Origin of the sequence: Nocardioides sp. zg-1308 (assembly GCF_013155375.1) — a bacterium.
In the GTDB taxonomy this organism is placed as follows: domain Bacteria; phylum Actinomycetota; class Actinomycetes; order Propionibacteriales; family Nocardioidaceae; genus Nocardioides; species Nocardioides renjunii.
Map to the genome: position 1 here is coordinate 1,070,140 of NZ_JABJQY010000002.1, position 18,873 is coordinate 1,089,012.

Consider the following 18,873-nt stretch of genomic DNA (forward strand, 5'->3'; position numbering starts at 1 on the left):
AGCGTGGACGACGAGGGTCGACACACCGATGAAGGAGAAGCTGATGGACATCGTGCTGATCGCCGGGCTCTGGCTCGACGGGACCGCCTGGGACGACGTGCTCCCCGAGCTCGAGGCGCTCGGCCACCGCGGCATCCCCGTGACGCTGCCCGGTCAGGGCGACGGCGCCACCTCGGCGTCGTACGACGACCAGGCGGCGGCCGTGGTCGCGGCAGTCGACGCGGCCGAGGGCGCCCCGCTCGTGGTCGGTCACTCGGCCGCGAGCACGCTGGCGTGGGTGGCGGCGGACCGCCGGCCCGACGCCGTGACGGGGGTCGTGCTGATCGGCGGGTTCCCGACCACCAACGGCCAGGCCTACGCCGACTTCTTCCAGACCGACGGCGACGCCGTCGCCTTCCCGGGCTGGGAGACCTTCGCCGGTCCGGACTCCGACGACATGTCGCCCGAGCTCAAGGCGGCGGTGGCCGCCGGGGCGCACCCGGTGCCGGTCGGCGTCACCACGGGCGTCGTGCGCTGGAGCGACGAGCGGCGCCACGACGTCCCGCTCACGCTCGTGTGCCCGGAGTTCGGGCCGGAGCAGGCCCGCGAGTGGATCGCGTCGGGCGACGTGCCGGAGCTCGCGGACGCCACGGCGCTCGAGCTGGTCGACCTCGACTCGGGGCACTGGCCGATGTGGACCCAGCCGGCGGCGCTCGCCGCGCTGCTCGACCAGGCGACCCGCCGGTCCGCCGACGCGTCGGCCCGGACCTCCGTGCGCTAGTCGAGCCGGGGGTCCAGCAGCTCCTCGACCGCAGCCGGCCCGGTCGGGGCAGGCTCCGCGAGGGGGCCGGTCGGCCCGTCCGACGCGACTCCCGGCGCCACACCTGACGCCAGACCCGACGCCACACCGGCCGCCCGGCCGACGTGGAGCCCGGCCAGCTCGCTGGTCTCGACGCCGAGCATCGCCGCGACGGCGTGGGCGTTGGCCGGACGCCGGGCGGGGTCCTTCTCGAGCAGCGTCGCGACGACCTCGCGCAGGTCTCCTGGCACCTCGGTGCCCAGCGGCGGTGGTGGCTCGTGCACGTGCGACATGGCCGTGGCGATCGGCGTGCCCCGGTCGAAGGGCCGGGTGCCGGTGAGCATCTCGTGGGCCACCACGCCCAGGGCGTAGAGGTCGCTGGCGCCCGTCGCGCGGCCGCCGACCGCCTGCTCGGGGCTGAGGTAGTTGGGCGTGCCCAGCATCTCGCCGACGCGGGTGTGGCCGATCGCGTCCACGGCACGGGCGATGCCGAAGTCGGTCAGCTTCACCACGCCGTCCTGGCGCACCAGGATGTTGGCCGGCTTGACGTCGCGGTGGACCACCCCGGCCTCGTGGGCGGTGCCGAGGGCGAGCGCTCCCTGCGCCAGCACGGAGCGCACCGTCGCGGGCCCGAGGGCGCCCTGGTCGCGGATGACCGCTGACAGGGGGAGCCCCACCGCCAGCTCCATCACGAGGTAGGACAGGTGGTCGTCCTCGCCGTAGTCGAACACCGTGGTGATGTTCGGGTGCAGCAGCGCGGCGGAGTGCCGCGCCTCGTCGCGGAATCGCTCGGCGAACACCTCCTCGTTGTCGGGGTCGGCGCGCATGACCTTGACCGCGACGACCCGCTGCAGCACGCCGTCGAGGGCGCTCCAGACGTCGGCCATGCCACCGGAGGCGATGCGCTCCCGCAGGACGTAGCGCCCGCCGAGACGGAGCCCTGCCACGAGTCTGTGCACCTGCCTGCCCCGCTCTCTCGCCGATGTCTGCGCCGGTGCGGCCCGGGTCCGGGACGCACGACACGCGGGCAGCCGTTCCCCGCGAGCCCGCTCTCCATGCGCCCGCCCCACCCCTGGGAACTTCCTCGCGCCGACCCCTTGACAACGTACAACCGTTCGGTTGTACGTTAGTCCCATGACCGAGAGGGAGCGCGACGAGCAGGAGGACCGGGCCGACGCCTGGTTCCACGCGCTCGCCGACCGCACCCGGCGCGACATCCTGCGCCGCGTGCTGGCCGGGGAGCACTCCGTCTCGGCGCTGGCGCAGGGCTACGACATGAGCTTTGCGGCCGTCCAGAAGCACGTCGCCGTGCTGGAGCGGGCCGGCCTGCTCACCAAGCGTCGGCAGGGTCGCGAGGCCCTGGCCAGCGGCGACCTGGAGGCGGTCCGGTCGGTGGGCGCCCTGCTCACCGAGCTGGAGTCCCTCTGGCGCGGCCGCATCTCCCGCATGGACGAGCTCCTCGCTGGCGCGCTCCAGCCCGACAACCAGTCGGACAACCAGCCAGACCCGCACAACCAGCCCACCCACCCCACCCACCGAACGGATTGAGCCATGCCTGTCACCGACGTCCAGCACGACCTCGACGCCCGCACCCTGACCATCACCGCCGACTTCGCAGCGCCCGTGGAGCGGGTCTGGGACGTCTACGCCGACGCGCGCCAGCTGGAGCGCGTCTGGGGTCCCCCCGGCTACCCCGCCACGTTCGTCGACCACGAGCTGGCCCCGGGCAGCCGCACGACCTACTACATGACCAGCCCCGAGGGCGAGAAGTACTACGCCTACTGGAACGTCGAGAGCGTCAGCGCCCCGACGGGCTTCACCTTCACCGACGGCTTCGCCCTCGACGAGACCTTCACCCCCAACGAGGAGATGCCCGAGTCGTCGCAGGTCTTCCGGTTCACCGGGACCGACGCCGGCACCCGGGCCACCTTCGTGGCCACCTACGCCGACGCGGAGTCCCTGCAGAAGGTGCTCGACATGGGCGCCGTCGAGGGCTCGACGCTCGCCATCAACCAGATCGACGACCTGCTCGCCTCCTGACGGCGATCCACCCCACCACGAGAGGACCACGCATGCGCCCCATCGTCGTCACCGAGTTCATCACCCTCGACGGCATCATCGACTCCCCCGGCGGCGGGGACCACCCGCACGCGGGCTGGACGTTCGAGGACGTCGAGTTCGACGAGGCGGCCTACGAGATCAAGGGCCGCGAGACCGAGGCCGCCACCGCCCTCCTCCTGGGCCGGCAGTCCTACGACGAGTTCGCCCCGGTCTGGCCGTCGATGGAGGAGTTCGCCACCTACAACGCGATGCCCAAGTACGTCGTCTCGAGCACGCTGCAGGACCCCGAGTGGAACAACACCTCGGTGCTGCGCTCGCTCGACGAGGTGGCCGAGCTCAAGCAGACCGACGGCGGCGAGATCCACGTGCACGCCAGCGCGCGCCTCGCCCAGGGCCTGGCCGCCGCCGGCCTGGTGGACCGCTACCACCTGCTCGTGTTCCCGGTCCTGCTCGGCAGCGGCAAGAGGCTCTTCGCCGAGGGCGACAAGACCCGGCTCGCCCTGGTCGAGCACGCGGCCTACGGCAACGGCGTGACCCTCCAGCGCTACGACGTGGTGCGCTGACCTGATGCACGCGGTCCCCGCCGGTCGAGACCGGCGGGGACCGCTGCGTTCCTCTGCCAGACTCGAGCTGTGGAACTCGCCCTGCTCCTCGTGTCGATGGCCGCTGTCGTCCTGGCCGGCGCCGCCGTCAGCGACCGCCTCCACGTCCCCGCGCCGCTGCTGCTGATCGTGGTCGGCGCCGCGGCGTCGTACGTGCCGATCGTGCCGACGATCCACCTCGAGTCCGAGGTGGTCCTGCTCGGACTCCTCCCGCCGCTGCTCTACTCGGCGGCCATCCAGACCTCGCTCGTCGACTTCAACGCCAACCGCGGGACCATCCTGAGGTTGTCGGTCCTGCTGATCGTGGTCACCACCGCGGCCGTCGGAGCGGTCGTGCAGTGGCTGGTGCCCGGCGTGGGCTGGGCCGCCGCGATCGCGATCGGCGCGGTCGTCGCCCCGCCGGACGCGGTGGCCGCCACGGCCGTCGCCCGCAGGATCGGGCTGCCGCGCCGGGTGGTGACGATCCTCGAGGGCGAGTCGCTGTTCAACGACGCCACTGCACTCGTCGCCCTCCGCACCGCCGTCGCCGCGCTCGCGGGCGGGGTCGCGCTGGCGGAGGTCGGCGTCGACTTCGTCCGGGCGGCCGGTGGCGGGCTGCTGATCGGCATCGGCGTCTTCCTCCTCGTGGCGTGGCTGCGCAAGCGGATCACCGACCCGCTGATGGACACCGCCATCTCGTTCCTCACGCCCTTCGCGGCCTTCGTCGCGGCCGAGGAGCTGCACGCGTCCGGCGTCATCTCCGTGGTGGTCGCCGGCCTGCTGCTGGGCCACAAGGCGCCGATCATCCAGACGGCGCAGTCACGGATCACCGAGCGGATCACTTGGCGCACCGTCGCCTTCGTCCTGGAGAACACCGTCTTCCTCCTCATCGGCCTCCAGCTCGACTGGATCCTCGAGGACGTGAGCGAGTCGACCCTGCCGACCGGGCGCATCGCGCTGGTCTGCGCGGCCACCCTCGTCACCGTCGTGGTCGTCCGCCTCGCCTACATGCACACGACCTGGCTGCTGCGCCGCCACGACCCCCTCCCGCCGAGCTGGACCTTCCTCATCGGGTGGGCCGGCATGCGCGGCGTCGTGACCCTGGCGGCCGCCTTCATCATCCCCGAGGACGCACCCCACCGTGAGGTGCTGCTCCTGATCGCGTTCACGGTCGTGGCGGGCACGCTGCTCATCCAGGGGCTGACCCTGCCCCTGCTCACCCGGCTCCTCGGCGTACCCGCACCCGACCCCGCCGAGGACGCGCTGGCCCGCGCCACCCTGCTGCAGCAGGCCGCCGACGCGGGGTTCGGGCGTCTCGAGGAGCTCGACTACGAGGACCACCACGGCGTGGCCGCGACGATCCGGTCGCGGCTCGACCAGCGCACCTTCGCGGCGTGGGAGCAGCTGGCCACGACCGTCGACGAGGAGACGCCGTCGGAGCTCTACGCCCGCATCCGCGGGGAGATGATCGAGGCCGAGCGGGCCAAGGTGCTCAAGGTCCGCAGCAACGGCAAGGTGCCGTCGGAGGTGGTGAGCCAGGTGCTCGGCATGCTCGACATCGAGGAGTCGATGCTCGACGCCGGCAGCGACGCCCGCGCCGGCGTACGCACCGGCAGCCTCGCCTTCACCGGCGGGCGGCAGTGCGACGACCTCGTCGAGCACCCGGTCGTGGAGACGGCGCCCGACCCGGGCTGCGAGGAGTGCCTGGCCGACGGCACCCGCTGGGTCTCGCTGCGCCAGTGCCTGGAGTGCGACCACGTCGGCTGCTGCGACTCCTCGGTGGGCAAGCACGCCACCGCGCACTTCCACGAGACGCTGCACCCGGTGGTCCAGTCGGCCCAGCCCGACGAGTCGTGGCGCTGGTGCTACGTCCACAACCTGACCGGCTGACCGGCTGCCGGACCCCCCTCCCGGGTTGGCACCGCCCCACTACGCTTCGCGCATGGGAACGCCCGCGATCGTCATCGCCTCGGCCCACCACGCGGACGTGCTGGCCGAGGCCTTCGGCCGCTACGACCGGGAGTACGACGTCCGCGTCGTCGGTGACGAGGTCGCGGCCACGGCGACCGCCAAGGAGCTGACCGGCTCCGGCAAGCAGGTGGCGCTGTTCGTCGTCGACACCGACCACGACCAGGACCGGCTCTACGCCCTCATCGGGGGCACCCGCAAGGTCGTCCCGACCGCGCGGCGGCTGATCGTGACCCACGTGAGCCGGTTCCGCGACGACAACCGCACCTTCCGCCACGCGGTCGCCGCCGGCAAGGTCGACGCGCTGCTGCTGATGCCGCAGGGCCCGCGCGACGAGGAGTTCCACGGCGCGGTCGGCGAGCTCCTCAACGAGTGGAACGCCACCGTCGCGGCGCCCGTCATCGAGAGCGTCCGCATCATCACCCCCGAGAAGGACGCGCTCACCCGCGAGCTGCTCGACTACCTCGGCCGGGTGGGGATGCCCGCCGGCGTGCACCACCCCGACAGCGAGATCGGCCGCGCGGTGCTGGAGCAGTGCCCCGAGGACGAGGGCCGCTGGCCCGTCGTCTCCTCGATGGTCGGCTGGTGCGGGCACTGCCCGAGCGTGCGGGCGCTGGCCAACCAGCTCTACGGCCGTCCCGACGACATCGAGGTCGACGAGGTGGTCGACCTGGTGGTGGTCGGCGCCGGTCCCGCCGGGCTCGCCGCGAGCGTGTACGCCTCCAGCGAGGGCCTCTCCACGATCTGCCTGGAGGCCGAGGCCATCGGCGGGCAGGCCGGCACCAGCTCCATGATCCGCAACTACCTCGGCTTCCCGCGCGGCATCTCCGGCATGCGGCTCGCCCAGCGGGCCCGCGGGCAGGCGCTGCGCTTCGGCACCCGGTTCTTCACCGGGTGGCCGGCCACCGGGCTCACCCCGGCGGTCGACGGCGGGCCCCACGTCGTCCACACCGACGGCGGCGACGTCCACGCCCGGGCGGTGCTCGTGGCCACCGGCGTGAACTACCGCCGGCTCGGCGTCGACTCCCTCGAGGAGCTCGTCGGTCGCGGCGTCTACTACGGCGCCGCGATGGCGGCTGCTCGCGAGCTCGCCGGTGACCACGTCGTGGTCGTCGGCGGCGGCAACTCCGCCGGGCAGGCCGCCATCCACGCCGCTCGCTTCGCCAGCAGCGTCACGATCGTGGTGCGCCGACCCGACCTGACGGCCACCATGTCGTCGTACCTCATCGACGAGATCGAGTGGAACCCGCGCATCACGGTGCGCGGGTCCTCACGCGTCGTCGACGGTGGTCCCGACGACGTCGGCCAGCTGGCGTGGCTCGACGTGGAGGACGTCACCACCGGCGAGCACGAGCGCGTCGAGGCGCGCGGGCTGTTCCTGCTGCTGGGGGCCGCCCCGGAGTGCGGCTGGCTGCCCGACGTCGTGCTGCGCGACGAGCGCGGGTTCGTGCTCACCGGGCGCGACATCCCCTCCGAGCAGTGGGTCGAGGACGTGCCACCGGAGGACCTCGCCACGACGGTGCCCGGCATCTACGCCGGCGGCGACATCCGCGCGGGCTCGATGAAGCGCGTCGCCTCGGCGACGGGCGAGGGCGCCTCGGTGGTGTCGTCGGTCCACGCCTGGCTGGGCCAGTAGGCCTCGCCCCGGCGCGGACGTCATGGCAGGCGGCTGTCCGCGCGACCGACGCCCATGACGTACGGAGGCGACGTCATGGCGGGCAGCTGCCCGAGCGGCCGACGCCCATGACGTACGACGGGTGCCGCCGGCCGACGTGCCTCAGAGCTGCAGCAGCAGGAACAGCACGGCCAGCGCCGGCAGCGTCCCCTGGGTGAGCGCGGCGCGGAGCATGGAGCGGTCGTGGGTGACGAGCACCAGTGCGGCGGCGAGCATCGACCCGGTGCCGGCGAGCGCGAGGGCGGTCCCCGTGCCGTGCTCCGACCCCATCAGCGCCAGGCCGACCAGCGTGATGACCGCCAGGAAGAGGTTGTAGAACCCCTGGTTGTAGGCCATCGGCGCCAGCACCGGTGCGTCGGCCTCGGAGACCCCGAAGGTGCGGCGCGTCGCCGGCTCGGTCCACCGGAACGACTCGAGCACCCAGATGTAGACGTGGAGCAGGGCGGCGCCTGCCGCGAGCACCACCGCGATGATCTGCATGGGCCGACCCTAGGGCCACCGGCACCCCTGGGTGGGTGGCACGGGCGGGCCCGGCGAGCGGATACTCCACCGACGGCCACCCGGCCGGCTGACCCGAGGAGGTCCCCGTGGGACGACTGATCGGCATCCTGATCGTGATCTGGCTCGTCATCGGCGCCTTCGCCGCCTACCAGCGCGGCTACTTCGATGACACGCGGACCAACTGCTCGGAGGCCAGCGACATCGCGCTCAACATCGTCGCGGGTCCGCTCAACTACACCGGGCTCAACCCCAAGGTGTCCTGCGCCGACGTCGACGTCGACGTCCCGGAGCCGTCGGAGTAGCGCTCAGCGGCCGCTGTTGCGGGGGTGGTCCTTCGCCGTCCGCTCGTTGCCCCGCCGGTAGTTGCCGGTGACGCGCGCCATCAGCTCCTGGTCCGTGTCGCCGTCGCCGTCCTCGACGTCGGCGAGGAAGCGCGCCGCCGCCCGGCCTCGCAGCACGGTCGCGCGCCGGCCGTGGTGGCTGATCACGACCTCGTCGCCGCGGACGTCGTAGGCGAAGCCCTCGGGTGCCGGCACGTCACTCCGCGGGCTCGAAGACGGTGGGCTCGCCGCCGTCCCCGTCCCAGGCCAGCACCCCGTCGCGCGGGCTGACGGCGTAGACGCGGTCGGCGGACGCCACAACGGCGCGCGGCGGGTCGGTGGCCCCGGCGAAGGTGCGTACGTCGTCGCCGGCCCAGTCCCACCGCACGACGTCGAGCTGGTCCTTGGCGCTCAGCACCAGCGCGTCGGAGCCGGGCGTGAAGGCGAGGTGGTGGCCGGCGCGGGGAAGCGTCGCCACCTCGTCGTAGGAGTCGGCGTCCCAGACGGTCGTCGCCGCCGCGTCGTCGAGCGCGAAGGAGGCGGTGGCGATCGACGCGCCGTCGTCGCTCCAGGCGACGTCGCCCTGGGCCGGTCCCGCGAGGGAGCCGACCGGCTCGCCGGTCGCGGCGTCGTGCACGGACACCGCCGCGTCGGAGGACGCCACCGCGACACGCTCGCCGTCGGGTGAGAAGGCCACCGCGACGCCGTCGCCGGTGCCGGTGACCTCGACGACGTCCGCGAGGTCAGCGGGCCACAGCCGGACGACACCGTCGCCGCCGACCCCGGCCAGGGTCGAGCCGTCGGGGGCGAACGCCAGGTCGCGCAGCCCGCCGCCGGTGCCGTCCTGCACGTCCTCGGCCCGGTGGGCCTCGGCGGCGGCGACCTCTCTGCCGGTCGTCGGGTCGAGGACGACGACGTCGACGGACCCGTCCTCGACGCGGTCCGTGGCCACCCGGTCCGCGGCACCCCAGGCGACGACCGCTCCGCCGTCCCACTGCTCCTGCAGCGAGCCGTCGGCGGTCGACCACACGCACAGCCGCCCGTCGCACGTGACCGCGAGCCGTGCCCCGTCGGGGCTGAGGGCGGCCGCGTCCCCGTCGAGGAGGACGCCGGGCACCTCCACCAGGTCGCCCTGCTCCGCGCCTTGCCCGCCGCCGCCGCCGGCGCTGCCCTCGTCGCGTCCGTCCTGGGAGGACGAGCAGCCGGCCAGCACCAGGAGCACGGCGGCGGACGCGAGGCGGGCGCGCCGGAGCCTCACGCGCGCACCAGCCGGCCGACCTCGAACCACGCCTCGCTGCCGTCGTCGCACAGGTGCCGGTCGAGGGACCTGCCGTCGACGGTCAGCAGCGCCTGCTCGCGCGAGGTGCGGCGCGCGGCGCGCAGGACGTCGTACTCGTCGCTGATGCGGATCACGGTCCACGGCCGCTCGCGGGTGCCGTCACCGGTGCTGCGGATCGACTCCAGCGCGAGCGCCTGCAGCCGGCGCTCCGTCGTCGCCCGCGCGGCATCGCCCATCCCGGCGTGGGCCGCGGCCAGCGCTGCGTGCGCCGACGGCGAGAAGAAGGCTCCCGGCATCAGTGCCGCGACGACCGAGGCGGCCTCGCCGTGGGCGCCCCGGGCTAGGGCGGGCGACACCGCTGCGACCACGTCGAGCCCGACGTCGAAGCCGGGCGAGGCGCGTACGGCGTCGCGCAGCGCCCTCAGGTCGGCGGGTGCCCGGGTCGCGGCCCAGGTGGCGGCGAGGTCGCCGAGGGACGGCTCGGTCGCGTGGGCGGTCATCGTGCCTCCTCCCGGATCCGCTCGAGGTCGTCGGCGTCTAGGTCGTCGAGGTAGTCCCCACCGGCCTCGCGCGCGTCGCGCTCGACGGGCTGGTCACGATACGCGTCGAAGCCGTCGTCGTCGGAGGTCTTGTAGTCGTCGAAGTTCTCCTCCCACGCCTCGACCTCCTCCTGGCTGACCCCCGGCGGGCCGTCGAAGTCCTCCCACGGCCACCACGGCAGGTCGTCGATCGCCTTGTGCTGCTCGGCATGGCGGACCTCGTGCGCCACCGTGGCGATGATGGTCGGGTCGTCGAGGTTGCCCTCGTCGATGCGCAGCACCCGGTCGTCCTCGCTCCAGCTGCCCCGGGAGTCGGTGCTGGGGTCGTCGTCCGTGCCGTCGCCGTCCTCGTCCTCGAGGTCCTCGACCCGCACCTCGAAGTCGTCGACGCCCGCCTCGCGGGCCTGCTCCTCGGCGATGTGCTCGATCACCCGGCGGCGCTCCTCGTTGGACATCGTGGCCCACTCGCGCTCGACCGCGGGGTCCACGACGTAGTCCGGGCCGTCGTCGCTGAACGAGCCCTGGGGCCGGGCGGCGACCAGCGCAGAGTCCACCGCGTAGGCCTGGTCGAGCACGGCGGTCATGCGGGCGACGAGGGCATCCCGCTGGCTGCGGCGGCCCTCCTGGTGCTCCCGGCGCTCGAACTGGTTGTCGAAGGTCTGCGGCGGCGAGGTGTCGCTCACCGTGCCGGAGGAGTCGATCGAGAACTGCTGCGCCGAGGCGTCGTTCTCGATGTCGACCACGGCGCGCTCGATGGTCGTGACGGGCCCGACCTGCGCGTAGACCTGCCGCTCGAAGTCAGCGAGCCCCTCGATGTGCGTGGTCATCCGCCCGACGAGGGTCGCCTGGCGGGCGACGGCGGCCGCCCGGGCCAGGCCGGTCCACGCGGCGGGGACCGCTTCGTCGGCCACCGCGTCGCGCGCCTTCTCGAGGGCGAGGACGTCGCGTCGCAGCTCGTCGCTCGCCGAGGTCACGCCCGCGGCCCGCCACGACCTGAGGTCGCCCCACGTGATGCTCACGACCCGTCCCCCAGCCACTTCTCGAGCCAGGCCTGGAACGCGGCGGCCCGCGCGTCGGCGGCCTCCGCATCGGCGGCCGCTGCGTCGAGGCCCTCGGCGAAGTCGTCGACGGCACCGGCCCAGTCGTCGATGCCGTCGTCCCAGGCCTGGGCGAACTGCGGCAGCACCGAGGCGGTGCTGCTCCCGGGGAGCGCACTCCCGAGTCCGGCCACGGCGTCGGAGGCGTCGGCCGCACGGGCGCTGGTCGCCGCCGACCGCAGCTCGGCGGCGCTGGACCGGAGCTCGTCGGGCTCCAGCTCGTAGGTCGACATGGTCACCGGATGCCCCGTCCGGCACCGGCCCAAACGCGCGCGACGGGGCGGTCGCCCGACGAGCGGCCGGTCAGCGACCGGCTGGGGGCTGCCAGTCGTCCGGCGGGTCCTCCCCGACCCGGCCGTCGACGGCCTCCCGCAGGAGGTCGGCGTGGCCGGTGTGCCGGGCGTACTCCTCGATCATGTCGAACAGCAACCGGCGCAGCCGCGGGTGGTTGCCGTTGCCGTCGTCGACGTGCGCGACCAGGTCGAGCCCGCCCTCGGCGAGGGCCTCCTCAATCCGGGCGTCGTTTCGGCGGACCGCCTGGTCGTACGCGTCGTACACCTCGGCGGCGCTCAACGACTCGGTGGTGAACTCCCACTCGTCGGTGCCGTCGTGGCCGAGCGAGCGCCACGGCTCGACGAGCCGCTCGCCGCGCAGCTTGGTGACGAGGTAGTAGTCCTCCCCCATCGCCAGGTGCAGCAGCAGCCCGCCCAGGGAGAGCTGCGAGGAGGGGAGGCGGTGGCGCAGCCCGGCCTCGTCGAGGCCGTCGGCCTTCCACCGCACCGTGGCGCGCTGCCGGCCCAGGGCACCGAGCAGGTGCTCGACCTCGGTGCCGTCGAGCGGGGGCTCCCAGGGCGGCGGCACCCAGACGTCCGTGGCGTCGGTTGCGTCCTCGGCGGTGCTGTCGTCGATGCTCATGTCGCCGAGGCTAGACCGGGATCCGGACACTCCGCTTCCGGTTGCCCCTCCCGACGGGTCTGGACAGGCTGGGAGCGCCGGAGCAGGGTGGCCGCATGCGACGACTCGGAGTCACCACCTTCATCCCTGCCCTCATCCCAGCGCTCGTCCCCGCCCTCCTGCTGCTCCCGTCCGCGGCGACCGCCGCGCCGGCCCCCGGACCTGACCCCTTCGACGACTGGCGCGAGACCGTCGTCGACGCCGACCAGAACTTCCGCGGCCTGGTCGCGGTGAGCAAGCGCGAGGCGTGGGTCACCGGCGAGAGCCTGAGCGACGGGGCCGCGCGGGTCTACCGCACCACGGACCGCGGCACGACGTGGCTCGACGTCAGCCCTCCGGCGAGCGAGGGGCTGTCCTTCCGCGACGTCGAGGTCACCGGCAGCGTCACCCACGTCCTGGCGATCGGCCCCGGCGAGGCGTCACGGATCTACCGGTCGGCCGACGGCGGCGCGTCGTGGACCGAGTCCTTCCGCAACACCGACGAGGACGCGTTCTACGACTGCATGGCGTTCTACCCCGGCGGTCGCAGGGGCCTGGTCCTCGGCGACCCGGTCGACGGCAAGCTGCAGGTCCTCTCCACCGAGGACCGCGGCCGGACCTGGTCGCTGCTGCCCGACAAGGGCATGCCGGCCTCGGCGAAGGAGTTCGGCTTCGCGGCCAGCGGCAACTGCCTCGTGACGGCGGGCCGGTCCGCGTTCATCATCTCCGGTGGCGCCCGGGCGCGGGTGCTGCGCTCCGACGACCGGGGACTCACCTGGTCCGCGACCACCTCCGGCATCCCGGCCGGTCCCGCGGCCGGCGGGTTCGCCGGCGACATGGCCTCGCCGCGGCGCGGCATCGCGGTCGGCGGGGACTTCGAGGACGCCGACGACACCACCGACAACGTGGCGACCACCCGCGACGGCCGCACCTGGTCCGCCGTCGCGAGCCTGCGCCACGTCGGCGAGGACGTCGCCTTCGTCCGCGGCTGGAGGTACGCCGTCGCCACCGGTGACTACGACGGCTCGGCCGGCTCGAGCATCACCCGCGACGGCGGCGCCACCTGGACCCGGGTCAGCAAGCTGGGCTACCACGCCGTCGACTGCGTCTCGAAGGTCTGCTGGGCCGCCGGGAGCGAGGGCCGCGTCGGTCGCGGGTGACCGACCGCGGGGAGGCGGCGGAGGTCCACTGGTTACGCTCGACGCGTGCCCGACCTCAGCCGCCTCCCCACCGCTCCCCTGCTCGCCGGCGGGCTCGTCGGCGGTTTCGCTCTCGCCCAGCGCACCGGCGTACGCCCCCTCGGCGGTGCCGCGATGCTCGGCGCCAACGCCCTCGCCGCCCGCCAGTGGTGGTCCGTGGGCGGAGCGCCCCTGACCCTCGGCCTGACCGCCGGCTACTGGACCGCGATGGGCGTCTCGCACCCCCTCGCGAAGAAGGTCGGCACCTGGCCGTCGGTCCTCGGCGTGACCGCGGCCGCGGCCTCCGCCGCCTGGGTGCTCGCCGACCGGCGCCGCCCCCGCTGAGTCCGGCCGCCCTCGAGGCGGTCAGTCCTCCGGCAGGGCGGCGAAGGCCTGCTTCATGTCGCGGTACCACCCGAGCGACTTCTTCGGGTGGCGCCAGCGGCCCTTCATCTCGTCGCGCGCCGGCTGGTGGGCGGTGTCGCCCTCCGTCTCGGCCCGCTTGAGGTGCTGGTCCTGGGCGTTGATCACGTCGTCGTGGGTCTCGCCGCGGTGCGCGAGGTCGCACGGGCCGCCGAGCTGGCGGCAGGTCATGGTCTTCATGGTTCCCTCCTGCTGGGTGTCGTGGGGTTGTCGTGTGATGTGTCGTGGTTCTCGTGGTGTCGACGACGGGCGTGGGCCGGGTGTGACCGGTGGCTACCGCGGGTCCGCGCCGTCGCGGCGTACGACGCGGGCGAGGACCTCCGGCTCGGCGCGGAAGGTGATCCCCCGGACCATGCCGTGCTCGACGGTGAAGTCGAAGACGACCGCCGCGGCGCCGCGGTGGAACCACGCCGACGCCGGCCGGTCGCCGACGAAGACGGGCATCGCGGCGTGGGCGCTGCCGTTGAAGAAGGCGGCGACCTCGCCGCGCCCCTCGATCGAGGCCGGCGTGCCGGCCTGCACCGCGGCCGCGTCGGCGCCGACGACGGCGTCGGGCGCCAGCAGCTGGAGCAGGCGCTCGAGGTCGCCGCCGCGGGCGGCGTCCATGAAGGCGTCGACGACCTCCCAGTCGGCGAGAGAGTCCTCCGCCGCGGGCTGGGCGACCTTCGCGCGGGCGCGTGAGGCGAGCTTGCGGGCCGCCGCCGGCGTGGTGTCGAGGACGGCGGCGATCGTGCCGAACTCGAACCCGAAGCTGTCGTGCAGCACGAAGGCCACCCGCTCGCGGGGGGAGAGCCGGTCGATCACGGCCTGGAGGGCGATGCCCACGGTGTCCGCGAGCGCCACGTCGTCGGCCGGGTCGGAGGCGGTCGCGCCGAACGTCTCGCCGAGGTCGACCTCCTCGACCGGCACCGGCGTCCGCGACCGCAGCCGGTCCAGGCACAGCCGGGTCGTCACGGTGGTCAGCCAGGCCGGCAGGTTCTCGATGTCGGTGCCGTCCCGGGCGACGGCGCGCTCGAGGCGCAGCCACGCCTGCTGGACGACGTCCTCGGCCTCGGCGTGGTCGGCCAGCACCCGGCTGGCGATGCCCAGCAGCCGCGGCCGCTCGGCCTCGAAGATCTCGGTCCGGTCCATGCCCTCATCCCTCTCTCGTCCGCATCATGCCCCGTCGACGTCCGGGCGGGCGCAGGTGTGACACGAGGCCGGCTGGGTGCGGTCCCGCACACTGGTCGGCATGGCTGCCCTCCGGCTCCGAGCCGCCCTCCCGGTCGTGACCGTCGCCGCTGCGCTGCTGCTCGTCGGGTGCTCCACCGAACCCGAGGCAGCACCCGCCCCGGCGACCAGCGAGTCGGAGGCCGAGTCGGAGGCCCCGTCCGAGACTCCGTCCGAGACACCGGGCGAGGAGCCGCCGGAGACCCCGAACGAGGAGGCCACCGGGACGCCGACCGAGGAGGCCCCCGAGGAGTCCCCCGAGGCCGAGGAGCCGGCGCACCCGATCTCCGTCGCCTCGCTCGCCCGGGCCGACCTCACCGGCGGCGGCCTGCGGCTCGGCGCGGTCCGCGAGCGCACGGCGTCCTGGACGTCGTACGACGTCACCTTCGCCTCCACGACCGCCGGTCGCGGGACCGAGCCGCTGCGGATCAGCGGCGTCCTCAACGTGCCGACCGGGCGCGGCCCGTTCCCCGCCGTCGTCCTCGCGCACGGCTACATCGACCCGTCCTACTACGTCCGTGGGCAGGGCATGACGCGCGAGCGGGGCTTCCTCGCCGACCGCGGCTTCGTCGCGCTGCACGTCGACTACCGCAACCACGCCGAGTCCACCGACGACCCGCGGGTCGAGACCGCCGTACGGCTCGGCTACAGCGCCGACGTCATCGCCGCCGCGCGGGCGCTGCGCAGTTCGCCCGGCGTCCGCGTCGACCCCGACCGGATCGCCCTCTTCGGCCGGTCCATGGGCGGCGGGGTGATGCTCAAGGCGCTCGCCGCCGAGCCCGGCGCCTTCGCCGCGGGCGTCGGCTGGGCCTCCGTGTCGAGCCTGGAGGCGGAGAACTTCGCCCAGTTCCAGCGACCCGACGCCCCCCTCGCCGAGCTCGAGGCCGGCTTCCGCGGCCGGCACGGCCTGCCGGCCGAGGACCCCGAGTTCTGGCGCGGCGTCTCCGCGCGGCCCGCCTTCGGCGACATCACCGAGCCGGTGCTGATGGTCCACGGACGCTTCGACGACACCTGTCCCCCGCCGTGGGCGCGCGCCACCCAGCAGGCGCTCACCCGGGCCGGCGTCGACGCGACCCTGGAGTGGTACGACGACGGCCACGCGTTCGGCCCGGCCTTCGTCGCCGCGATGGACCGCACCGTGCGGTTCCTCCGGGCGCGGATGCCCGCCTGACGGGAGCCGTCGGAGGCTGCCCCGCGTCCCATCCCCATGCAGCCCCCCATCCAGCCCCGCACGCGGGCAGGCCGGCGCGCCACCGCGGTCGCCTCGTCGGTCCTCCTCCTCGCCGTGGCGCTCGGCGCCTGCGGCGAGCAGGACGACGCCCCGACCGGGTCAGCGACCGAGCCGACGACGAGCGCTGAGCCCACGACTGAGCCCACGACCGAGCCCACGACCGAGCCCACGACCGAGCCCACCAAGCCGCCGCCCACCGAGCCGACCGCCGGCACCACCACCCCGCCGAGCGAGGGCCTCGAGAAGGTGCGCGTCGTGGGAGAGGTGGTCCAGGTCGGCGACTGCGTCGTCGTGCGCGACGACAACGCCATCACGTGGACGATCACCGGCCCGCCGGCGGCCGACCTGGTGGCCGGCGACCGGGTGGCCGTGACGGGGGCGCCCGACCTCGTCGCCACCGGCTGCGGCGGACCCGTGGTCGAGGCGAGCGTCGTACGGGTCGAGGGCTGACGCACGAAGGGCCGGGAGCCATCGGCTCCCGGCCCTTCGTGCGACCGTGTCGTCAGGACCGACGGAGTCGGTCCCTCGGGGTCAGTTCACGCGGATCCGCATGCTGGTGCCGCTCTGCGAGAGCACCTCGATCTGCACACCGGCTCCGGCCACCTTCACGCCGACCCGGGGCAGGCCCGCGGCGACGTAGGGCGCGAAGTAGCGGTTCGGGTCGGTGTCGTCGAAGACCGGGTTCGGTCCGCGACCACGGATCAGGCTGCGACGCCCGCCGGCCGTGAGGTAGAACGAGTCGGACCTCTCCAGACCGAACGGAGCGTCGTAGGTCTGGATGCGACCGCGCCACGCCTGGCCCTGGAGGTTGTAGTGCGGCTCCGGGTTGGCGTCGACGGGCAGCACCAGGCCGCTGCCGGGGTGCTGGCTGGTGTTGTTGTCGGAGTACGACGAGTCCCAGTAGTTGACCAGCAGGCCGTCCTGGTAGGGGAACTTCTCCACGAAGTCAGGCCGGTCCGGGAAGCTGAAGTTGTAGGGACCGGTCTGGAGGTACTTGTCGTAGGAGACGTACTGGCGGTTGCTGGCCAGGTAGAACTGGTCGTAGGCGGTGTTGAAGCTGGCTCCCACGGAGGAGAAGCCGGCCAGCGTCCACCCGTTGGGCGACGTCTCGGCGCCGTCGGCGAAGACGGTCGTCGTGCCGTTGGTGACCTTGATGTCGTCGACCAGCAGGCCGGACCACGCCAGGGCGGGGTTCTGGCCCTGGACGGCGCCGTCGGTGGCGTAGCGGGCACGGAACCCGATCGTCTGGCCGGCGTAGGCCGACAGGTCGAACGTGGCGGTGACGAACCCGTTGCTGACCCCGTCGATGCCCGGCTCCTTGGCCGGGTCGTTCGTCGGGTTGGTGTCGGTGTCGGTGTCGGGGTCGATCGAGGTGGTGTCGATCGCCGTCCAGGTGCCGCTGCCGACGGGGGACTCGACCTCGAACCAGCCGTAGTCGTAGTCCTCCTCGATGTTCCACGCGGCCTTCAGCGACAGCGTGGTGGTCCCGGCCGGGACGGCCAGGTCGGCGCGGGACATCGACGACTTGTAGTCGTTGCCACTGCCGCTGTACCACTGCTTGGCACCCTCGGGCGGGGCGGGCAGCGCGGTCGGGATCTGCTTGTCCGGGAGCACGACGGCCACGCCCTGGGCCTTGTCGGAGTTGTACTCGTGGGGGCCGAGGTCGATCGTGCGGTCCTGGCCCGCGACCACGGTCTCGTAGTCGAGCCAGCCCAGCTGGAGCTTGTCCCAGACACCGAGGTCAGCGGCACGCGTGCCGATGCCCTGGTCGCCGGCGGCGGAGACCCGGCTCTGCGCCATGAGCGTCCACCAGCTCACCGGGTTGTCGCCGGAGGCGGCGGTGTCGTAGTGGTCGGGCAGGCCGAGGTCGTGGCCGTACTCGTGCGCCACGACGGAGATGCCGCCGTTCTCGGGCTGCACGGTGTAGTCGGCGACCCAGATGCCGGTGTTGCCGATCTGGGTGCCGCCGTCGGCGTTGGGGACGCCGTCGACGGACGGGCCCTGGCCGGTGTTCTGGAACGCCTTCCAGCGGTGGCTCCAGATGGCGTCCTCGCCGTAGATCGGGTCACCGTCGGCCTGGTCGCCGCCGGCGTGGATGATCTGGAAGCGGTCGATGTAGCCGTCGGCCTCGTCGAAGTTGCCGTCGCCGTCGAAGTCGTAGCGGTCGCGGATGTCGTACTGCGACACCGTGCGCTTGATCTGGGCGTCGGTCTTGCCGGCGGCCTTCTGGTCGGCGACCCACTGGGTCATGCCGTCCTGGACGAGGTTCCAGGTGTTGTTGCAGACGTTGCCGGTGCAGGGGTAGCCGTTGCTGCGGCCGTAGCGCGCCTGGTTGTAGGGGACGGTGGTGAAGTCGGTGACCATGCCCTCGACGCTGTAGCGGCCCGAGGACTGGCGCTCGTAGTAGCTCTTGAGGGAGTCGGCGAGCTCACCGTCGCCGAAGTAGAGGTCGCGGTAGTAGCGCTTGGTGTACTTCTCGCGCCACTGCGTCGAGTTGTCGTTGGCCCCCGGCTTGGGGATCTCGTTGAACCCGGGGCCCTCGTAGGTGACGGGACCGGCGGTGGCCGGGTCGGTGTCGCGGTCGGGGAAGTTCGGGTGGCGCTGGGTGCCGAAGTCGACGAGGAACACGAACACCTTGTCGGTGCGCTCGTTGCTCAGCTCGACGTACTGGTCCTGCGTCGTGGCCTTGCCGGCGCGGGCGTTGGCACGACGTGCGGCGGGCTCCTTGCCGACCTTGAGCACGGAGTTGCCGCTGATGGTCTGCGGCGCGGCCTCGCCGCTCAGCACGTCGGCCCAGGCCTGCTGGCGGAGGGCGTCCTGCTTCTCGGCTTCCGGGTTGGGCAGGACGTGGTCGGAGGTGGCCGAACGTGCCTCCCCGCCGGTGCTGCGGTTGTCCGCCGCGGGGGCGGCGCTGGAGGGGGCGAGGGTCAGCGCGCCTGCTCCGGTGATGAGGGCCAAGGACAGCCCAAGGGTCGTGGATCTCACGAGATTGTTCCTTTCCGAGAGGCAGGTAGGCGGGCTCGATCGGCCACGACGACTTCCTGCTCGGCCGACACTAAGCCGAAGATGTCCTCGTTGGACAGACCCTTCGTGGGGTAAA

22 protein-coding genes are annotated in these 18,873 nt (G+C 73.4%); 11 read left to right on the plus strand and 11 right to left on the minus strand.

Annotated elements, in window-relative coordinates; genetic code table 11:
• The first annotated feature begins 28 nt into the window (after window positions 1-28).
• Window positions 29-760, plus strand: a complete 732-nt coding sequence (locus HN031_RS06915) for an alpha/beta fold hydrolase (protein WP_216652067.1) — start codon at window positions 29-31, stop codon at window positions 758-760.
• On the opposite strand, the gene HN031_RS06920 is transcribed toward HN031_RS06915, so the two are convergent.
• Window positions 757-1,725 carry a serine/threonine-protein kinase gene (locus tag HN031_RS06920; protein WP_216652068.1) on the minus strand — a complete coding sequence of 323 codons (969 nt, stop codon included), beginning with the start codon at window positions 1,723-1,725 and terminating at the stop codon, window positions 757-759. The two genes, HN031_RS06915 and HN031_RS06920, sit on opposite strands and share 4 nt — an antisense overlap.
• Before the next feature lie 187 nt (window positions 1,726-1,912).
• Between HN031_RS06920 and HN031_RS06925 the strand changes: the two genes are divergently transcribed.
• The 5 genes from HN031_RS06925 to HN031_RS06945 all read left to right on the plus strand — a co-directional run bounded on the left by HN031_RS06925 (window position 1,913) and on the right by HN031_RS06945 (window position 7,024).
• On the plus strand, window positions 1,913-2,326 hold the full coding sequence (locus HN031_RS06925; RefSeq protein ID WP_172268116.1) for a helix-turn-helix transcriptional regulator: 414 nt from the start codon (window positions 1,913-1,915) through the stop codon (window positions 2,324-2,326).
• A 3-nt stretch (window positions 2,327-2,329) separates the two neighbouring features.
• Window positions 2,330-2,818 carry an SRPBCC domain-containing protein gene (locus HN031_RS06930; RefSeq protein WP_172268119.1) on the plus strand — a complete coding sequence of 163 codons (489 nt, stop codon included), beginning with the start codon at window positions 2,330-2,332 and terminating at the stop codon, window positions 2,816-2,818.
• 32 nt (window positions 2,819-2,850) lie between these two features.
• Window positions 2,851-3,402, plus strand: coding sequence for a dihydrofolate reductase family protein (locus HN031_RS06935; RefSeq protein ID WP_172268122.1), 552 nt, complete (start codon window positions 2,851-2,853; stop codon window positions 3,400-3,402).
• Window positions 3,403-3,471: 69 nt separating this feature from the next.
• Window positions 3,472-5,310: a Na+/H+ antiporter gene (locus HN031_RS06940; RefSeq protein ID WP_172268125.1), complete on the plus strand. Its 1,839-nt coding sequence runs from the start codon at window positions 3,472-3,474 to the stop codon at window positions 5,308-5,310.
• Window positions 5,311-5,362: 52 nt separating this feature from the next.
• Window positions 5,363-7,024, plus strand: coding sequence for an FAD-dependent oxidoreductase (locus HN031_RS06945; RefSeq protein ID WP_172268128.1), 1,662 nt, complete (start codon window positions 5,363-5,365; stop codon window positions 7,022-7,024).
• A 141-nt stretch (window positions 7,025-7,165) separates the two neighbouring features.
• Here the strand turns inward: HN031_RS06945 and HN031_RS06950 are convergent, their stop codons facing one another.
• Window positions 7,166-7,543, minus strand: coding sequence for a DUF1304 domain-containing protein (locus tag HN031_RS06950; protein ID WP_172268131.1), 378 nt, complete (start codon window positions 7,541-7,543; stop codon window positions 7,166-7,168).
• A 107-nt stretch (window positions 7,544-7,650) separates the two neighbouring features.
• On the opposite strand from HN031_RS06950, the gene HN031_RS06955 reads away from it, so the two are divergent.
• Window positions 7,651-7,866, plus strand: coding sequence for a hypothetical protein (locus tag HN031_RS06955; protein WP_172268134.1), 216 nt, complete (start codon window positions 7,651-7,653; stop codon window positions 7,864-7,866).
• 3 nt (window positions 7,867-7,869) lie between these two features.
• Here HN031_RS06955 and HN031_RS06960 read toward each other — a convergent pair whose 3' ends face one another.
• The 6 genes from HN031_RS06960 to HN031_RS06985 all read right to left on the minus strand — a co-directional run bounded on the left by HN031_RS06960 (window position 7,870) and on the right by HN031_RS06985 (window position 11,714).
• Window positions 7,870-8,100, minus strand: a complete 231-nt coding sequence (locus HN031_RS06960; RefSeq protein ID WP_172268137.1) for a hypothetical protein — start codon at window positions 8,098-8,100, stop codon at window positions 7,870-7,872.
• Between the two features lies 1 nt (window position 8,101).
• Window positions 8,102-9,142 (minus strand): hypothetical protein, encoded by a 1,041-nt coding sequence (locus tag HN031_RS22245; RefSeq protein ID WP_172268140.1) that lies wholly within the window; start codon window positions 9,140-9,142, stop codon window positions 8,102-8,104.
• Entirely contained in the window at window positions 9,139-9,663 is a 525-nt protein-coding gene (locus HN031_RS06970; RefSeq protein ID WP_172268143.1) for a DUF4919 domain-containing protein, read from the minus strand. The genes HN031_RS22245 and HN031_RS06970 overlap by 4 nt, the downstream gene beginning before the upstream one ends.
• Window positions 9,660-10,721, minus strand: coding sequence for a hypothetical protein (locus HN031_RS06975; RefSeq protein WP_172268146.1), 1,062 nt, complete (start codon window positions 10,719-10,721; stop codon window positions 9,660-9,662). The genes HN031_RS06970 and HN031_RS06975 overlap by 4 nt, the downstream gene beginning before the upstream one ends.
• The gene (locus tag HN031_RS06980) at window positions 10,718-11,038 is read right to left on the minus strand and encodes a hypothetical protein (protein ID WP_172268149.1); all 321 of its coding nucleotides are present in this window, start codon (window positions 11,036-11,038) and stop codon (window positions 10,718-10,720) included. The genes HN031_RS06975 and HN031_RS06980 overlap by 4 nt, the downstream gene beginning before the upstream one ends.
• A 64-nt stretch (window positions 11,039-11,102) precedes the next feature.
• Window positions 11,103-11,714: a DUF664 domain-containing protein gene (locus HN031_RS06985; RefSeq protein WP_172268152.1), complete on the minus strand. Its 612-nt coding sequence runs from the start codon at window positions 11,712-11,714 to the stop codon at window positions 11,103-11,105.
• Between the two features lie 95 nt (window positions 11,715-11,809).
• Between HN031_RS06985 and HN031_RS06990 the strand changes: the two genes are divergently transcribed.
• Both HN031_RS06990 and HN031_RS06995 read left to right on the plus strand, forming a co-directional pair.
• The gene (locus HN031_RS06990) at window positions 11,810-12,892 is read left to right on the plus strand and encodes an oxidoreductase (protein WP_216652069.1); all 1,083 of its coding nucleotides are present in this window, start codon (window positions 11,810-11,812) and stop codon (window positions 12,890-12,892) included.
• 45 nt (window positions 12,893-12,937) lie between these two features.
• Window positions 12,938-13,255, plus strand: a complete 318-nt coding sequence (locus tag HN031_RS06995; RefSeq protein WP_172268155.1) for a hypothetical protein — start codon at window positions 12,938-12,940, stop codon at window positions 13,253-13,255.
• A 21-nt stretch (window positions 13,256-13,276) separates the two neighbouring features.
• Here the strand turns inward: HN031_RS06995 and HN031_RS07000 are convergent, their stop codons facing one another.
• Both HN031_RS07000 and HN031_RS07005 read right to left on the minus strand, forming a co-directional pair.
• Complete coding sequence (locus tag HN031_RS07000) at window positions 13,277-13,513, minus strand: DUF1059 domain-containing protein (RefSeq protein WP_172268159.1); 237 nt, start codon at window positions 13,511-13,513, stop codon at window positions 13,277-13,279.
• A 93-nt stretch (window positions 13,514-13,606) separates the two neighbouring features.
• Window positions 13,607-14,464 (minus strand): sigma-70 family RNA polymerase sigma factor, encoded by an 858-nt coding sequence (locus HN031_RS07005; protein ID WP_172268162.1) that lies wholly within the window; start codon window positions 14,462-14,464, stop codon window positions 13,607-13,609.
• A 100-nt stretch (window positions 14,465-14,564) separates the two neighbouring features.
• Between HN031_RS07005 and HN031_RS07010 the strand changes: the two genes are divergently transcribed.
• Both HN031_RS07010 and HN031_RS21025 read left to right on the plus strand, forming a co-directional pair.
• Window positions 14,565-15,713 (plus strand): S9 family peptidase, encoded by a 1,149-nt coding sequence (locus HN031_RS07010; protein WP_216652070.1) that lies wholly within the window; start codon window positions 14,565-14,567, stop codon window positions 15,711-15,713.
• Window positions 15,714-15,749: 36 nt separating this feature from the next.
• Window positions 15,750-16,223, plus strand: coding sequence for a hypothetical protein (locus tag HN031_RS21025; RefSeq protein ID WP_216652071.1), 474 nt, complete (start codon window positions 15,750-15,752; stop codon window positions 16,221-16,223).
• 81 nt (window positions 16,224-16,304) lie between these two features.
• Here HN031_RS21025 and HN031_RS07020 read toward each other — a convergent pair whose 3' ends face one another.
• Window positions 16,305-18,758: an immune inhibitor A domain-containing protein gene (locus tag HN031_RS07020; protein WP_172268165.1), complete on the minus strand. Its 2,454-nt coding sequence runs from the start codon at window positions 18,756-18,758 to the stop codon at window positions 16,305-16,307.
• Window positions 18,759-18,873 lie beyond the last annotated feature (115 nt).

What these genes read in the sequence shown, in the direction of transcription:
- HN031_RS06915 (WP_216652067.1), top strand. Translation starts at nt 29, where the DNA reads ATGAAGGAGAAGCTGATGGACATCGTGCTGATCGCCGGGCTCTGGCTC.
- HN031_RS06935 (WP_172268122.1), top strand. Translation starts at nt 2,851, where the DNA reads ATGCGCCCCATCGTCGTCACCGAGTTCATCACCCTCGACGGCATCATC.
- HN031_RS06945 (WP_172268128.1), top strand. Translation starts at nt 5,363, where the DNA reads ATGGGAACGCCCGCGATCGTCATCGCCTCGGCCCACCACGCGGACGTG.
- HN031_RS06925 (WP_172268116.1), top strand. Translation starts at nt 1,913, where the DNA reads ATGACCGAGAGGGAGCGCGACGAGCAGGAGGACCGGGCCGACGCCTGG.
- HN031_RS07005 (WP_172268162.1), bottom strand. Translation starts at nt 14,464, where the DNA reads ATGGACCGGACCGAGATCTTCGAGGCCGAGCGGCCGCGGCTGCTGGGC.
- HN031_RS06990 (WP_216652069.1), top strand. Translation starts at nt 11,810, where the DNA reads ATGCGACGACTCGGAGTCACCACCTTCATCCCTGCCCTCATCCCAGCG.
- HN031_RS06930 (WP_172268119.1), top strand. Translation starts at nt 2,330, where the DNA reads ATGCCTGTCACCGACGTCCAGCACGACCTCGACGCCCGCACCCTGACC.
- HN031_RS06950 (WP_172268131.1), bottom strand. Translation starts at nt 7,543, where the DNA reads ATGCAGATCATCGCGGTGGTGCTCGCGGCAGGCGCCGCCCTGCTCCAC.
- HN031_RS07010 (WP_216652070.1), top strand. Translation starts at nt 14,565, where the DNA reads ATGGCTGCCCTCCGGCTCCGAGCCGCCCTCCCGGTCGTGACCGTCGCC.
- HN031_RS21025 (WP_216652071.1), top strand. Translation starts at nt 15,750, where the DNA reads ATGCAGCCCCCCATCCAGCCCCGCACGCGGGCAGGCCGGCGCGCCACC.
- HN031_RS07000 (WP_172268159.1), bottom strand. Translation starts at nt 13,513, where the DNA reads ATGAAGACCATGACCTGCCGCCAGCTCGGCGGCCCGTGCGACCTCGCG.
- HN031_RS06970 (WP_172268143.1), bottom strand. Translation starts at nt 9,663, where the DNA reads ATGACCGCCCACGCGACCGAGCCGTCCCTCGGCGACCTCGCCGCCACC.
- HN031_RS06985 (WP_172268152.1), bottom strand. Translation starts at nt 11,714, where the DNA reads ATGAGCATCGACGACAGCACCGCCGAGGACGCAACCGACGCCACGGAC.